This is a genomic window from Pseudomonas sp. MS15a(2019) (assembly GCF_013277805.1).
In the GTDB taxonomy this organism is placed as follows: domain Bacteria; phylum Pseudomonadota; class Gammaproteobacteria; order Pseudomonadales; family Pseudomonadaceae; genus Chryseomonas; species Chryseomonas benzopyrenica.
This window is the reverse complement of the sequence record NZ_VBTN01000002.1, coordinates 237,815-252,490: the sequence shown is the minus strand read 5'-3', so window position 1 is coordinate 252,490 and position 14,676 is coordinate 237,815. Positions and strand designations below refer to the sequence as shown.

The 14,676-nt window shown below is 67.8% G+C and carries 13 protein-coding genes; 6 read left to right on the top strand and 7 right to left on the bottom strand.

What is annotated here, in order from left to right; all coding sequences use genetic code 11:
* The first annotated feature begins 237 nt into the window (after window positions 1-237).
* Window positions 238-2,130 (top strand): sigma-54-dependent Fis family transcriptional regulator, encoded by a 1,893-nt coding sequence (locus tag FEZ61_RS03380; protein WP_064307609.1) that lies wholly within the window; start codon window positions 238-240, stop codon window positions 2,128-2,130.
* Here the strand turns inward: FEZ61_RS03380 and FEZ61_RS03375 are convergent.
* Window positions 2,127-3,293, bottom strand: coding sequence for a C4-dicarboxylate ABC transporter (locus FEZ61_RS03375; RefSeq protein WP_173147251.1), 1,167 nt, complete (start codon window positions 3,291-3,293; stop codon window positions 2,127-2,129). The two genes, FEZ61_RS03380 and FEZ61_RS03375, sit on opposite strands and share 4 nt — an antisense overlap.
* 290 nt (window positions 3,294-3,583) lie before the next feature.
* Between FEZ61_RS03375 and mpl the strand changes: the two genes are divergently transcribed.
* From mpl to FEZ61_RS03360, 3 genes are read left to right on the top strand one after another with little or no spacing between them, the layout of a single operon-like run.
* Complete coding sequence (mpl, locus tag FEZ61_RS03370; RefSeq protein ID WP_173147249.1) at window positions 3,584-4,939, top strand: UDP-N-acetylmuramate:L-alanyl-gamma-D-glutamyl-meso-diaminopimelate ligase; 1,356 nt, start codon at window positions 3,584-3,586, stop codon at window positions 4,937-4,939.
* The gene (ubiX, locus tag FEZ61_RS03365) at window positions 4,939-5,571 is read left to right on the top strand and encodes a flavin prenyltransferase UbiX (protein WP_026084064.1); all 633 of its coding nucleotides are present in this window, start codon (window positions 4,939-4,941) and stop codon (window positions 5,569-5,571) included. The genes mpl and ubiX overlap by 1 nt, the downstream gene beginning before the upstream one ends.
* Complete coding sequence (locus FEZ61_RS03360) at window positions 5,564-5,860, top strand: YceK/YidQ family lipoprotein (RefSeq protein ID WP_173147247.1); 297 nt, start codon at window positions 5,564-5,566, stop codon at window positions 5,858-5,860. The genes ubiX and FEZ61_RS03360 overlap by 8 nt, the downstream gene beginning before the upstream one ends.
* Here FEZ61_RS03360 and FEZ61_RS03355 read toward each other — a convergent pair.
* Window positions 5,857-7,260: a PLP-dependent aminotransferase family protein gene (locus FEZ61_RS03355; RefSeq protein ID WP_173147245.1), complete on the bottom strand. Its 1,404-nt coding sequence runs from the start codon at window positions 7,258-7,260 to the stop codon at window positions 5,857-5,859. The genes FEZ61_RS03360 and FEZ61_RS03355 overlap by 4 nt on opposite strands.
* A gap of 145 nt (window positions 7,261-7,405) precedes the next feature.
* On the opposite strand from FEZ61_RS03355, the gene FEZ61_RS24570 reads away from it, so the two are divergent.
* On the top strand, window positions 7,406-7,534 hold the full coding sequence (locus tag FEZ61_RS24570) for a hypothetical protein (RefSeq protein WP_017642879.1): 129 nt from the start codon (window positions 7,406-7,408) through the stop codon (window positions 7,532-7,534).
* Here the strand turns inward: FEZ61_RS24570 and FEZ61_RS03350 are convergent.
* On the bottom strand, window positions 7,522-7,998 hold the full coding sequence (locus FEZ61_RS03350; protein WP_017642880.1) for a YbaK/EbsC family protein: 477 nt from the start codon (window positions 7,996-7,998) through the stop codon (window positions 7,522-7,524). The two genes, FEZ61_RS24570 and FEZ61_RS03350, sit on opposite strands and share 13 nt — an antisense overlap.
* A 63-nt stretch (window positions 7,999-8,061) precedes the next feature.
* Complete coding sequence (locus FEZ61_RS03345) at window positions 8,062-9,438, bottom strand: L-serine ammonia-lyase (RefSeq protein WP_017642881.1); 1,377 nt, start codon at window positions 9,436-9,438, stop codon at window positions 8,062-8,064.
* A gap of 126 nt (window positions 9,439-9,564) precedes the next feature.
* Here FEZ61_RS03345 and FEZ61_RS03340 point away from each other — a divergent pair, with 126 nt between their 5' ends.
* Window positions 9,565-10,500, top strand: coding sequence for a LysR substrate-binding domain-containing protein (locus FEZ61_RS03340; RefSeq protein WP_017642882.1), 936 nt, complete (start codon window positions 9,565-9,567; stop codon window positions 10,498-10,500).
* A gap of 223 nt (window positions 10,501-10,723) precedes the next feature.
* On the opposite strand, the gene FEZ61_RS03335 is transcribed toward FEZ61_RS03340, so the two are convergent.
* The 3 genes from FEZ61_RS03335 to FEZ61_RS03325 all read right to left on the bottom strand — a co-directional run bounded on the left by FEZ61_RS03335 (window position 10,724) and on the right by FEZ61_RS03325 (window position 14,510).
* Entirely contained in the window at window positions 10,724-11,365 is a 642-nt protein-coding gene (locus FEZ61_RS03335) for an oxidoreductase (RefSeq protein ID WP_017642883.1), read from the bottom strand.
* A gap of 88 nt (window positions 11,366-11,453) precedes the next feature.
* On the bottom strand, window positions 11,454-12,992 hold the full coding sequence (locus FEZ61_RS03330) for a C13 family peptidase (RefSeq protein ID WP_173147243.1): 1,539 nt from the start codon (window positions 12,990-12,992) through the stop codon (window positions 11,454-11,456).
* Between the two features lie 21 nt (window positions 12,993-13,013).
* The gene (locus FEZ61_RS03325; protein WP_173147241.1) at window positions 13,014-14,510 is read right to left on the bottom strand and encodes an AhpA/YtjB family protein; all 1,497 of its coding nucleotides are present in this window, start codon (window positions 14,508-14,510) and stop codon (window positions 13,014-13,016) included.
* Window positions 14,511-14,676 lie beyond the last annotated feature (166 nt).

The following is a 14,676-nucleotide window of genomic DNA, read 5'->3' as shown; positions in this document are numbered from 1 at the left end:
CTGTTTGTTCTTGTATGAAGCGGCGCTCCGATCCTGAGCAAGGCGCGGGCCAAGTCGGGCGAACCCGCGTGGATGCGGCCTTGTGGACTTTTCCAGGGAGTGCCGTCACCTGTCACTGTGACAGAGGTGTCACCCCTTGGCGTGACAGCCTGTCACCTGGGGGTGACAGCGTGCGCAGTCCGACCGATTTGGCCTATGCTGGTGGCCGCGCAGACGCCCCCGCGGAGGACAACGACAATGGCCGCCACCCCGTCCGATCGTCATGCCAGCCAGGTGCTCGAACTCGCCCGCGGCGCTGTCCCTGACGGCCCGGCCAGCGATCCGGCCATCGCCCGCTCCTGGCGGCGCTGTCTCGACGAACACCAGCTCGACCCGGCCGCGCGCGTAGCGCCCTGGGTGCTGGAGCGCGCCCGCTTCGACGAGCACCGCCAGCGCCAGCAACGGGTCTTGCAGATCGCCCGCGGCCAGATGAATTCCCTGCACCAGCAACTGGGCGGCGCCGGCCATGCCGTGCTGCTCACCGATGCCCGCGGGCTGATCCTCGATTGCGTGACCGCCGACGCCGAGCGCGAGACCTTCCAGCAGGCCGGACTGTGGCTGGGCGCCGACTGGAGCGAAGCCTGTGAAGGCACCAACGGCATCGGCACCTGCGTGGTGGAGCGCCAGGCGCTGACCATCCATCGCGACGAACACTTTCGCAGTCGCCATACCCAGCTGACCTGCTCGGCCAGTCCGGTCTTCGATCCGGCCGGCGAGCTGCTGGCGGTGCTGGATGTCTCCAGCGCCCGCCAGGAAGCCTCGCGCCAGGGCCAGTTCCACACCATGGCGCTGGTCAATCTCTCGGCCAAGCTGATCGAGAGCTGCTATTTCCTCGACCGTTACGCCGCTGGCTACCTGCTGCGCTTCCATGCCCAGGCGGCCTATGTCGGCCTGCTCAGCGAAGGGCTGCTGGCCTTCGACGACGAGGGCCGCGTCCAGGCCGCCAACGAAACCGCGCTGATGCTGCTCGGCCTGGCGCGTAGTGCGGTGTTGGGGCAGCGGATGGAGGCCCTGTTCGAGCTACGGCTGGACGACCTGTTGGAGCGCGCCCGCCCGCACCCCAGCGCCTGCTGGGCACTGCGTGGTCGCCAGGGGCAGGGCTTCCACGGCCTGGTGCGCGGCCCTCAGGTGCGCCCGGTCACCCCGGTAGCGGTGCCCAAGACGCCCGTGCCCAGCGGTATCTGCCTGGCCGATCCGGCCCTGGCGCGGGATTTCACCCGGGCGCTCAAGGTCCTGGAGCGTGACGTGCCGGTGCTGCTGCATGGCGAGACCGGCACCGGCAAGGAAGCCTTCGCCAGCGCCCTGCACCGCGCCAGCAGCCGCGCCGGTCAGGCCTTCGTCGCGCTCAATTGCGCGGCCATTCCGGAGACGCTGATCGAAAGCGAGCTGTTCGGCTATCGTGGCGGCAGCTTCACCGGGGCGCGCAAGGAAGGTATGGCCGGCAAGCTGCAGCAGGCCGATGGCGGCATCCTCTTTCTCGACGAGATCGGCGACATGCCCCTGGCGCTGCAGACGCGTTTGCTCAGGGTGCTGGAAGAGCGCCAGGTGGTGCCCCTTGGCGGCGGCGCACCTCGCGCCCTGGACCTGCGCCTGGTCAGCGCCAGTCACCGTGATCTGGAAGCCCTGGTGGCCGCCGGCAGTTTTCGCGAAGACCTCTACTATCGCCTGCGCGGCCTGGTGGTGACCCTGCCGGCCCTGCGTGAGCGCAGTGACCGTGGCGAACTGCTCGATCTGCTGCTGGCCGAGGAGGCCCGCGGCGAGGCGATCCGTCTCGATCCGGCAGCCCGTGCCTGTCTGCTCGCCCAGCCCTGGCCTGGCAACGTCCGCCAGTTACGCACCGTGCTGCGCACCCTGGTGGCCCTGAGCGAAGACGGCCAGATCGGTCTGGACGAGCTACCCGCCGACTGCCGTGGCGCCCGGCTGCCGCTGCCGTCCAGCGCGGCGCCGGTCGACAGCGCCCGCGAGGAACTGCGTGCGGTGCTGGACGACTGCCACTGGCAGATGACTCGCGCCGCCAAGCGCCTGGGAGTGAGTCGCAACACCCTCTATCGTTGGCTGCATCAACACGGTCTGCAACGTCCGCAGGACTAACGCGCCGCCTTCTGGCAAAGATGAGCGATGCAAGGCGAGACGAACAGGCTGCCCTGGTAGGCGCCTGCCAGGGTGCGGCTGGCGACCAGGGTCCATAGCAGTGCAAGAAGCACTACCAGCACGGTGCCCAGGCCGGTAAAGAAGGGCGCCGCCAGGGCTTCCCCCAGGCGCAGGGTGGTCAGGGCATAGACACCCAGGGGAAAGGTGAAGCCCCACCAGCCCAGGTTGAAGGGCATGCCTTCACGGGCCTGGCGCTGGGTCACCAGTACGGCCAGCGCCAGCCACCAGAGCCCTAGTCCCCAGAGCAGCACCGCGCCCAACAGGCCCAGGCCTTGGGCGATCTCGCCGATTCCGGCCAGGCCATGGGCGGCAAACACTGTCGGTGCATCGGCGCCCAGTATCAGCAGGCCCAGGGCGCCGGTGGCGATCGGTCCCAACGCCAGCCAGCTCGACGCGGCCATGTTGGCCGGCGGCAGCTTGTGCAGCGCCAGGCGCAACAGCAGGATCACCAGCAGGCTCAAGGCGACCGGCACCGAATAGGCCCAGAGCACATAGCTGGCGACGAGCACCGTGAATTGCTCGCTGGTCGCCAGGTGCGGCACCAGCAGGCCGCCACTGGCGGCTGCCACCTCGGCGGCCACCACGGGCAGCAGCCAGACGGCGGTCATCTGGTCGATGCGGTGCGCCTGGCGGGTAAACATCAGATAGGGAATCAGCACCCCACAGACCAGGGCCATGGCCGCATCCAGCCACCAGAGGCCGAGCGCCAGGGGCAGCACCGCCTCGCCCCAGCGTGGCAGGCCGAATAGCAGCAGGCCGTTGATCAGGGTCGCCAGGCCCATGGGAATGGTGCCCAGGAACATGGAAACCGTGGCGTGGGCGAAGATCTCGCGGGCCTCGTGGTAGAACAGCAGCCAGCGGCCGGCATAGAGCCCGGCGAACAGGCTGAACAGCAGGGCATTGAACAGCCACAGGCCTTCGGCGAGGGCGTGCAGTCCGGGCAGCGGCAGAGGAAAGGCTGCCAGGGCGAGGGCCAGGATACCGGTGCCCATGGTCACGGCGAACCAGTGGGGGGTGAACTGGCGGATGACCTCCAGCGGGCGGTCGAGGTGGCGGAAGGGTTTGCACCCCTGGCGCAGGGCCAGGGCATCGGCAAGAGACATGGCAGGACTCCTGAAACGGGATGACCCTAGCCTAGGCAGGCAGCCTTATCATTGAAAGCGAAGCAATTTGAATAATTAATCCAAGGGGTAGATAAGTCGCTGTTCTCCCGGGCGATACGGCGCCTCACCGTCAGGGCGTGGCGACGTGCCCGATCTGGTTGACGCCCGCACCCCTGGCATCGCCCGGTTTGCTGTCCTTGAACCAGGCATCCGCGACGGCCATCGCTCCGGCCGCGCGGCCCCCCGTGCTAACCTTGCCGCCGTTCAATTTGCAGCGGAGCCCGCCTGTCATGCACATCCACATCCTCGGTATCTGCGGCACCTTCATGGGGTCGCTCGCGGTGCTGGCCAAGGAAGCCGGCCATCGCGTGACCGGCTCCGACGCCAACGTCTATCCGCCCATGAGTACCCAGCTGGAGGCCCAGGGCATCGAACTGACCCAGGGCTACGATCCGGCCCAACTCGATCCGGCCCCGGACCTGGTGGTGATCGGCAACGCCCTGTCGCGCGGCAATCCGGCGGTGGAATACGTGCTGGATAAGGGCCTGCCCTATGTCTCCGGTCCCCAGTGGTTGGCCGAGCACGTCTTGCAGGGCCGCTGGGTGCTGGCGGTCGCCGGGACCCATGGCAAGACCACCACCACCAGCATGCTGGCCTGGGTGCTGGAGCATGCCGGCATGAGCCCGGGCTTTCTCATCGGCGGGGTGCCACAGAATTTCGGCATCTCGGCGCGCCTGGGCGGCACGCCCTTCTTCGTGGTGGAAGCCGATGAATATGACAGCGCCTTCTTCGACAAGAGATCCAAGTTCGTCCACTACCGGCCGCGGACCACCATCCTCAACAACCTGGAATACGATCACGCGGACATCTTCCCGGATCTGGCAGCCATTGAGCGGCAGTTCCATCATCTGGTGCGGACCATTCCCAGCAGTGGCCTGGTCATCCATCCCACCGCCGAAACGGCCCTGGTGCGGGTGCTGGAGATGGGTTGCTGGACCCCGGTGCAGACCACCGGCGCAGGTGGTCAATGGCAGGCTCGCCTGCTGGCCGAGGACGGCTCGCGCTTCGAGGTGCTGTTCGACGGCGAGGTGCAGGGCACGGTGAACTGGGAACTGACCGGCCAGCACAACGTGGCCAATGCCCTGGCCACCCTGGCGGCGGCTCGTCATGTCGGGGTGGTGCCCGCTATGGGAGTCGCCGCCCTGAGCGAGTTCCGTAGCGTGAAGCGGCGCATGGAGAAGGTCGCCGAGGTGCGTGGGGTGACCGTCTACGACGACTTCGCCCACCATCCCACCGCCATCGCCACCACCCTGCAGGGGTTGCGCGCCCGGGTTGGCAGCGAGCGGATCATCGCCGTCATCGAGCCGCGCTCCAATTCCATGAAACTGGGCGCCCACCGCGACGGCCTGCCGGCCAGCGTCACCAGGGCCGACAGTGTGGTCTGGTACGCCCCGCCAAATCTGGGCTGGGACCTGGCCGGAACGGCCGAGGCCTGCGCCGTTCCGGCCGTGGTCTGCGACTCCCTGGAGGCCATCATCGAGCGCGTCAAGGCGGAACTGGACGGCCCCACCCATGTGGTGATCATGAGCAACGGCGGTTTCGGCGGTCTGCACGGCAAGCTGGCCGCGGCCCTGGAGCAGGCATGATGGCCGGCCCGGAACGTATCACCCTGGCACTGACTGGCGCCTCCGGCTCCCAGTACGGCCTGCGCCTGCTGGACTGCCTGGTGCAGGAGGAGCGCGAGGTGCACTTCCTCATCTCCAAGGCTGCACAACTGGTGATGGCCACCGAGACCGACGTGGTGCTGCCACCCAAGCCCCAGGCCATGCAGGCCTTTCTTACCGAATACACCGGCGCGGCCCCCGGCCAGGTACGGGTGTTCGGCCAGAGCGACTGGATGGCACCGCCGGCGTCCGGCTCCAGCGCCCCGGCGGCCATGGTGGTCTGCCCCTGTTCCACCGGCACCCTCTCGGCCATCGCCACCGGCGCCAGCAACAACCTCATCGAACGCGCCGCCGACGTGGCCCTCAAGGAACGCCGTCAGCTGGTGCTGGTGCCGCGTGAGTCACCGTTCTCCAGCATCCATCTGGAGAACATGCTCAAACTGTCCAACCTGGGGGTGACCATCCTGCCGGCCTCGCCGGGCTTCTACCACCAGCCGCAGACCCTCGACGACCTGGTGGACTTCGTGGTGGCACGCATCCTCAACACCCTGGGCATCCCCCAGGACATGCTGCCGCGCTGGGGCGAACATCACCTGTCCGGCAACGATGACTAGAATCGTGCGTCTCGGCCTGCTACTGACGGCCGTCCTGGCCCTTGGCGGCTGCGCTACGGTGCGTACCCTGGACGCCGCCAAGCCCGGCGCGCCGGTGGTCTATGCCGGTACCCGGCTGGATCTCTATGCGCTGCAGGGCGGCTGCTGCGCCCAGGAGCGCTTTGGCGCCGAGGCGCCGGCCTGGCCGGTGCTGGACCTGCCCGCCAGCGCCCTGCTCGATACCCTGCTGTTGCCGCTGTCCCTGCCGGCCGCTATCGGTGGGCGGGGCAGCGTGCGCGGCGGCCTCTAGAACGCCTTCAGCAACTCCCCGAGCCTGGCCATGGCCGCCTCGCTACGCGCGTCCCAGGGATGACCGCAATTGAGCCTGATGCAGTTTCGAAAACCCCGCTGCGCGGAAAAGATCGGTCCCGGCGCCAGGCTGATGCCCTCGGCCAGGGCCTGGCGATAGAGCGCCAGACTGTCCACCCGCTCGGGGAGTTCGAACCAGAGAAAGTAACCGCCCTGGGGCCGGCTGACGTGGGTGTCGGCGGGAAAGTAGCGCCGCGCCGCGGCCAGCATGGCCTGGCGCTGCCGATCGAGACTCAGCCGCAAGCGGCGTAGATGGCGGTCGTAGCCGCCGTGCTGCAGGTAGTCCGCCAGGGCGGCCTGGGCCGGCATCGAGGGGGTGATGGTGGTCATCAGCCGCAGCCGGGCGACGGCACCGGCCTGACGGCCGGCGGCGATCCAGCCGATGCGATAGCCGGGCGCCAGGCACTTGGAAAAGGAGCCGCAGTGCAGCACCAGGCCGTCACGGTCGAAGCGCTTGACCGGGCGGTGCGGTTCGCTGCCGCTGTAGAGCTCGGCATAGACGTCGTCTTCCAGCAGCGGCACCTGATGGCGTTGCAGCAGGCCATAGAGTCGCTGCTGGGCGCGGTCGTCGAGACTGACCCCGGTGGGATTCTGCAGGCCGCTCATGAACCAGCAGGCCTTGATCGGCAGGCGGCTCAGGGCCTCTTCCAGGGCATCCAGATTGAGGCCGCGCTCGGGGTCGACGGGAATCTCCACCGCCTTGAGCTGTAGCCGCTCCAATACCTGCAGGCTGGCGTAGAAGGCCGGGCTTTCCACCGCCACCAAATCGCCGGGACGGGTCAGGCTCTGCAGGCCCAGGTTGAGGGCCTCCAGGGCACCGTGGGTGATCACCAGCTCTTCGCCGACCTCGGGCATGCCGGCCAGGCCGTAGCGCCGGGCGATCTGCCGACGCAATTCGGGATGACCGGGGGTGACGTAGGCGGTGAGGTCCTGGGCGGGCAGGTCGCGCAGGCCGTGGGCCATGCTGCGGGCCAGCCGCGTCAGGGGAAACAGATCGGGACTGGGAAAGGCCGAGCCGAAGGGCACGATGTCCGGGTCCTGCAGCGACTGCAGCACCGAATAGACCAGATCGCTCACCGCCACCTCGGTGCCTTCCAGAGGGGTCAGCAAGGGCGCCGCGTCCCGCGCCCGAGCCGGTTCGCGGACGAAGTAGCCGGATCGCTCGCGCGCCTCGATCAGGCCGCGACTCTCCAGCAGGTAATAGGCCTGGAACACCGTGGAGGGGCTGATGCCGTGGGTCTGACTGGCGTTGCGCACCGACGGCAGGCGCTCGCCGGGGGCGAGGACGCCGCTGTTCATCAGGGTGGCGAGCTGGTCGGCGAATCGTTCGTAGCGCTTCATGCGAGGCCAGGGCAGGGGAGACCGTCACTATAGCGAGGCACCGGCCATCTGATCCGGTTTTTCATATGTCTACCTGCTGCTGTAACGCGAGCGCCTTGGGGCCTAAGCTTTATCCATCCCTTTCTGGCATCTCTCGGAGGCAGCCATGGACGATGGTATCTTCATGATTCTTTTCAGCCTGCTCGCACTCATCCTGCTTGGCGGCGGCTACTACGCCTGCGTCGTCTTGAACAAGGATCGGCGCGACGTCGAAAAGCACGATCAGCTGCGCTGATCGCCCACCTCGCAGACATCCACCCAGCGCGCCTCGCTGAGGGCGGCCAGCCGCTCGGGCGTGAGGCGCACGGCGCTGTGGATGGCGCCCGCGGCGGGTAGTACCTCGTCGAAGGCCTTGAGCGATTCGTCGCAGTAGACCGGCAGCGGGGTGGTCAGTCCGAACGGGCAGACGCCACCTACTGGATGTCCGGTGAGGCCTTCCACGGTAGCGGCATCGAGCAGCTTGGCCTTGCCACCAAAGGCGGCCTTGAGCTTGCGGTTGTCCAGTCGCGCATCGCCGCGGGCCACCAGCAGCAGCTGCTGATCCCCGACTTTCAAGCCCAGGGTCTTGGCGATGCGCCCGGGCTCCACGCCATGGGCGGCTGCCGCCAGGGTGACGGTTGCGGTACTGGTGGTGGCCTCGAGGATCTCGAGGTCGGGCGCGATGCGGGCAAGGTGCTGGCGGACGGAGTCGAGGCTCATGGGCGTTCCTGTGAGGGAAAAGTCCGACTCTCGACAATCCACCGCGCCTGCGTCAAGGCTGACTCAGCACTCCACGAAGGTCACGGCCAGGCCGCCGCGGGAGGTTTCCTTGTACTTGCTGTGCATGTCCGCACCGGTTTCCTTCATGGTGCGGATCACCTGGTCGAGGGAGATGAAGTGCTCGCCGTCACCGCGCAGGGCCATCTGGGCGGCGTTGATCGCCTTGACCGCGGCGATGGCGTTGCGCTCGATGCAGGGGACCTGCACCAGGCCTCCTACCGGGTCGCAGGTCAGCCCGAGGTTGTGCTCCAGACCGATCTCGGCGGCGTTCTCCAGTTGCGCGGGGCTGGCGCCCAGCACCTCGGCCAGGCCCGCGGCGGCCATGGCGCAGGCCGAACCGACCTCGCCCTGGCAACCCACCTCGGCGCCGGAGATGGAGGCGTTCTTCTTGCACAGGATGCCGACCGCGGCGGCGGCGAGCATGAAGCGCACCACGTCGTCGTCGCAGGCGTCGGGGTTGAATTTCATGTAGTACATCAGCACCGCCGGGATGATCCCGGCCGCACCGTTGGTGGGCGCGGTGACCATGCGGCCGCCGGCGGCGTTCTCCTCGTTCACCGCCAGGGCGAAGAGGTTGACCCACTCCATGGCGGAGAGGGTCGAGCCGATGACGTTGGGCTTGCCGATGGCCTGCAGACTCTGGTGCAGACGGGCGGCGCGGCGACGCACCTTGAGGCCGCCGGGCAGGATGCCTTCGTTGGCAAGGCCGTTCTGGACGCATTCGCGCATCACGTCCCAGATGCGCAGCAGGCCGCTGCGGATCTCCTCTTCGGAGCGCCAGCGCTTCTCGTTGGCCAGCATCAGCTCGGCCACGCCCAGGCCGTGGCTGCGGCACAGGTGCAGCAGCTCGGCGCCGCTGGAGAAGTCATAGGGCAGTTCTGTGGTGTCGTTGTCCAGCACGCCGCTGGCGGCCTGGGCGGCGTCGACCACGAAGCCGCCGCCGATGGAGTAGTAGGTCGCCTCGGCCACCTCGCCGGTGGCGCCAAAGGCGGTCAGGGTCATGGCGTTGGGGTGATAGGGCAGACTCTCGTCCAGCAGCAGCATGTCTTCCTGCCAATCGAAGTGGATCGCCTGGCGACCGGCCAGCAGCAGCTGACGTTCATTGCGCAGCGCTTCGATGCGTGGCTCCACGGCGGCAGGATCGACGCGATCCGGCCACTCGCCCATCAGGCCGATCAGGGTGGCGCGGTCGGTACCATGGCCGACGCCGGTGGCCGACAGCGAGCCATAGAGGCGCACCTCGACCCGCTTGACCTGTTCGAGCAGGCCTTCGTTGACCAGCCGCTGGGCGAAGAGGGCGCCGGCCCGCATCGGGCCCACGGTATGGGAACTGGACGGACCCACGCCGATTTTGAACAGGTCGAAGACGCTGATGGCCATGTCGGTAATCCCTGATTGAGCTTGAATGGTCGCCAGACAAGGTGCCGGCGGATGGCTCATAGTGGTGATAAGCCCTCAGCTCGCACAAACGAAAGCTTCTAAGCGATCCTTTAGCGGAACTCATCGATGAGCCGGATCCTCAATGCCCAAACCCAGGCCTGGTTACAGGTCTTCGCCTGCGCCGCTCGGCATCTGTCCTTCACGCGCTGCGCCGAAGAGCTGCACGTGACGCCCGGCGCCATCAGCCAGCAGATGCGCCAGCTGGAAGAGCGGCTGGGTTTCAAGCTGTTCCATCGCGTCGCGCGTGGCCTGGAGCTGACCGCCGAGGGCCAGCGCCTGGCGACCACCCTGAATCAGGCCTACGGGCTGATCGATGCCGAATTGCGCCGTCTCAACGCCGGTCAGTTCGGCGGCGTGGTGCGGCTCCGGTCGATTCCCTCGTTCCTGGGCAAATGGCTGACCCCGCGGCTGCCGCGCCTACAGGCCCGCTTTCCCGATCTGCAATTGCGCCTGGTGGCCGAGGACAGCAGCTGGTCGCTGCGCGAGGGCGAATTCGACCTGGCCATCGACCTGAACGACGGCAGCTATCCGGGCCTGGCCTCGACGCCGCTGATGGAGGAGGAGATCTTTCCAGTCTGCGCCCCCAGTCTGCTGGCGGGACGCCCGCCACTGGAGCGACCGGAGGACCTGGAGTTCTATCCGCTGCTGCATGACATCACCGCCTGGCGCGGCAGCTACGAATACGCCGAATGGGAGTTCTATCTGGCCAGCATCGGCGCCCCGGCGCTGGACGTGCGGCGGGGCCATACCTTCAACCGCAACCACCTGACCATCGAAGCGGCCATCGCCGGCATGGGCGTGGCCATCGCCCGCCGCGCCCTGATCACCGACGAACTGGCTCGTGGTGTGCTGGTGGTGCCGCCCTTCGGTCGTTCCGTGCCGGCGCACAAGAGGTACATGCTGCTCTATGCCCAGGGTGCCCTGGCTGACCCGCGCCTGCGCGCCCTGCACGACTGGCTGGTGCAGGAGGTGGATCAGATGGTGCTGGCGCAGCCGGCTTAGGAGCGGTCCACGACCGCGATAGGATGCACCCAGGCCCGGTAGCGAGGGCTAACGACACAAGCCTGAATGAGTGAGGGGATCGCGGCCATGGGCCGCTCCTACAGGCTATCGTAGGTTGGGTTGAGCGCAGCGAAGCCCAACAGTGTTTGCCTCGGCACCGGCATGTTGGGCTTCGACGATGGAGCCTTCTCAGCCCAACCTACGGTCGATAGCGGCCAAGCCTTCAACGCCCCAGTTTGCGCAACTCGTCCGATTCAACCACTCGCACGCCCTTGCCTTCTTCCAGAGCCAGGCGCCACAGCGCCCGGGCCAGGACGGCGGCTTCGATGCCGTGCCACTTGCCCGGCAGCCACTGCGACAGCGGGGCGGCCAGGCGCTCGCCCAGGCGTTCTTCCTGGCGCTGGCCGATCAGCAGTGACGGCCGTGCCAGGGTCAGTTGCGTCCAGCCCTGGGCGCGCAGGGCCTCTTCCAGCTCGCCCTTGACCTTGTTGTAGAAGATCGAGGACTGCGGATCGGCGCCGATGGCGCTGACCACGATGTAGTGGCGGGCGCCCAGTTCCAGGGCGCGCTGGCCGACTGCCAGGGGCAGGCCGTAGTCCACGGCGCGAAAGGCGGCTTCGGAACCGGCCTGCTTCATGGTGGTGCCCAGGCAGCAGAAGGCCACGTCCAGCGGGCCCTCCAGGGTCGGCAGCAGGCTGTTGAGGTCACCTACCGGGTTGTCCAGCCGGGCGTGTTCCGCCAGCGGACGGCGCGTCGGCGCCAGCACCCGGGGTACCGTCGGCTCGTTGAGGAGGCGGTCGAGCAGGTGTTCGCCGGTCAGGCCAGTGGCGCCGGCGATGAGGGCATGCTGAGGCGTCAGGTACACGGGGCTCTCCTTGTAGCGGCGACCGCTGATGTCAGGTTGGACCTCAGGCGTTCCGGTTGTTCGTCAAGGCCCTGGGCGAAAGCCGCACTCAGCGGCTCGCACGCCAGGCGCGCCACTTCTGCAGCACGGCAGGCGGCGCCCAGAGCTGGGGCTCGGACGGATCGAAGCCTTCGGTCTTCTCGCGCACCGACACGGTGTCGCGAGCGCGCTGGAAGGCCTGCTCGGGATCGTCGGTGTGCTGGAAGGCCTCGGCGAACAGGGCACGGCCGAAGTAGGTGAAGTCGGCTTCGTCGGTGCAGCCGAAAGAGGTGCGATCGGCCTTAGAGGCGGTCATCACCAGGGTATGGTCGTCCTGCAATTGCGGGATGAAGCCGCCGCTGTAGCAGCTGGAGACGATGATCAGCTTGTCGCGGCCGCGCAGGGGCGCGAGCAGGCGGCCCAGCTCCGCGGCCGGCAGGCTGGAGAGGTCCAGGCCCGGTTGGGAGAGCACCAGCTGATGGTCGGCCGAGCCGTGGCTGGTCAGGTAGATGAGGATCAGGTCTTCGGGACCGGTGCGCTGGGCAAGGGCCTGCAGACTCTGGTAGAGATTCTCGCGGGTGGCCAGCGGATGGTCGCTGCGGATGTCCTTGGCGTTGATCAGGTGGACGACATCGCGGGCGCCCCAGGTGGTGGTCAGGAAGTTGGCCACGTAGTTGGCTTCGCGCTGGAATACGCCCTGACCGCCGTCACCGGCCAGCACCAGGCCATAGAGTTCGGTGGCGGAGGTGGAGGCCGGGATCTGCTGCAGCTCCTGGTCGAGCACCTTGCCCTGGTCGAGCAGGGCGCGCTCCAGGGGATCGGCGATGTATTGGCCCTGGTCGTCGCGGATGCGTTTGCCGCCCTCCCAGAGACCACGTTCGATCTGGCCGTCGGCGCCGGTCAGGACGCCCATGCCGGCATAGACGCCATCGGCGAAGTTGCCGCGATAGACGCTGCCGTCGCTGTTGGTGAGCACACCCTGGCCGTCGAACTTCCAGTTGCGGAAGGCGCCGCGATACTGGCTGCTGTCGCTGCCGACGAATTCGCCGTTACCGGTCAGCTCGCCGCCACTGAAGCGCCCGCGCCAGAGATCGCCACCAGCGCTGCGATAGACGCCGGCTCCTTCGAACTGGTCGTCGACGAATTCGCCGTCATAGCGATCGCCACCCGGCTCCTGCCACTGGCCGACGCCATTGAGGTGGCCGTCGTTGAAGGTGCCGATGGTCTGGGTGCCGTCGCTGTCGAGCTTGGAGCCCTGGCCCTGCATGCGGCCGTTGACGAAGCTGCCGTGGTACTCCCAGCCGCTGCTGCTGATCAGATTGCCCTGGCCATGGTAGAGACCGCGGCGAAAGGTGCCCTGGTAGTAGGTACCGTCGGCGAATTGCTGTTCGCCGGGGCCTTCGGCCAGGCCATCCTTGAAGCGACCCTTGAGCCAGTTGCCGTTGGGCCACTCGATGCGGCCGCTGCCGTTGAGCAAGCCGCTGACGATCTCGCCGGTATAGACCCCGCCATCGGGCAGCCTCACGCTGCTCGCGTTGGGCGCTGCCTGGACAGCGCAGGCCGCCAGCAACAGCGCGGCGAGAGCGAGACGGGGCAGGAGGGCGCTCATAGGTGGGGTCGGGCGGGCGCGTCAACGCGCCTCGAGCCGAACCAGGTGACGCTCCAGCGTCGCGGAGTAGGGTTCCAGGAGACGTTCCACGCAACTGGCCCCGGCGGGGCTGGCGATGGTGCGGATACGGGCGCGTTTACGCAGCAGCTCGTCCTCGGCGATGCTCTGCTCGACCAGCAACAGGTTGCGACTGTGGCGACTCAGCGCCTGGGCATTGCGTACGGTGGTGTTTTCCAGCAATTGGGCGAGCTCCAGGCCGGCGAGGCGTTCGCCCTGCGTCAGACCCAACTGCAGCTGCAGGGTTGCACCGCTGCCGACCACTTCCACCTGCAGCGCGTGACCGAGGGCGCGCATGATCTCGCCGCAGCAGAGCGCGCGGGTCAGGTAGTCATCGTCGTCGCTGCGCTCGTGGAAGAGGATCAGGCTGCCGCCGTCCTTGAGTGTGTGGAGTTCGCCGTCATAGAGCTCGGTGGCCTGCTGCAGGCAGTCGCGATAGCGCTCCAGCAGCTGTTCGAGGCGGCTGCGCGGCAGCCGGCTGAGCTGGTCCTGGGCGCCGAGCTGGATGGCCAGCACCGCGGAGGTAACGATGTCGGGCTCGGTGGGCACTACCGGGGCCGGCGTGGGCGGCGGCTCGGTGAAGGAGTCCGGTACCAGATCGGCAAAGGCATCGGCGTCCAGTTCGTTGTCGGCATCCGCCGCAGGCGCCTTGCGGGCAGCCGGTTTGGCAGCGGGAGCCTTGCGTGCGGGCGGCGGCTTGACGCTCAGGCCACCCTGTTCGTCGGCGAAGGGATCGTCGTCCTCGGCCACTTCCGCCTTGGGCGGCTTGGGCGGGACCAGGCGGCTCTGCAGTTGGCGCGCCAGGTCGCCCAGTTCGTCGAGGCGGCCGGCGCCCGGTGCGGGATCGTCGGGATCGCGCAGCCAGACGCGCAGTTCCAGCAGCGGAATCGACAGCTGGCGCCCGAGCCGCAGACTGAGGATCAGGGTCAGGCCCAGCAGGATCAGCCCCAAGAGACCCATGTTCTGCAGGCTGATCATCATCGGCTGCTGGAACTGGTCCATGTCCAGCGCCAGGCGCACCTGGCCGGCGGTAACGTCCTGGAAGCGGATCGGCGTGCTGTAGATGCCCTCGGTGGCGGTCAGCAGGCCCTGGCTCGGGCGGGTGCCGGACTCGGCCAGCACCCGGTTGTCCGGGCTGTAGACCGCGGCATGGGCCACCAGCGGATTGCGCGCCAGGTTGCTGAGCAGCACATTGAGGCTGAGGTTGTCGTTGGCCACCAGCAGTTCGGCGGCGGAGTTGGCCGTCTGGGTCACCAGGCTCTGACCGACGGCGTCGGCCTGCTGCTGCATGGCATGGCGGAACTGCATGCTCATGATGCCGGCATAGATCACCAGAGCGGCCGCCACCAGCAGCAGGCTGTGGGAAACGATGCGCAAGGCCACCGGCACACGACGCTGGCGCAGGGCTCGGTAGATCAGCAGGAAGAAATTATCGGGCTTGACGGTCGCGGGGCGGGTCACAGAAATCGTTTCTTTGGACAAAAAATGTGCGGCCAGTATAACCAGCGGGCCAGGGGCGCGAAAACGGCGAATGCAGGGCTTCGCCCGCAAAAGAGGCCGGCGGTGGACTCCCGCCGCCAGCCGGTGCCCATGGCTCGGCACCGCCGGGGCGAAAGGGTAGACTGCG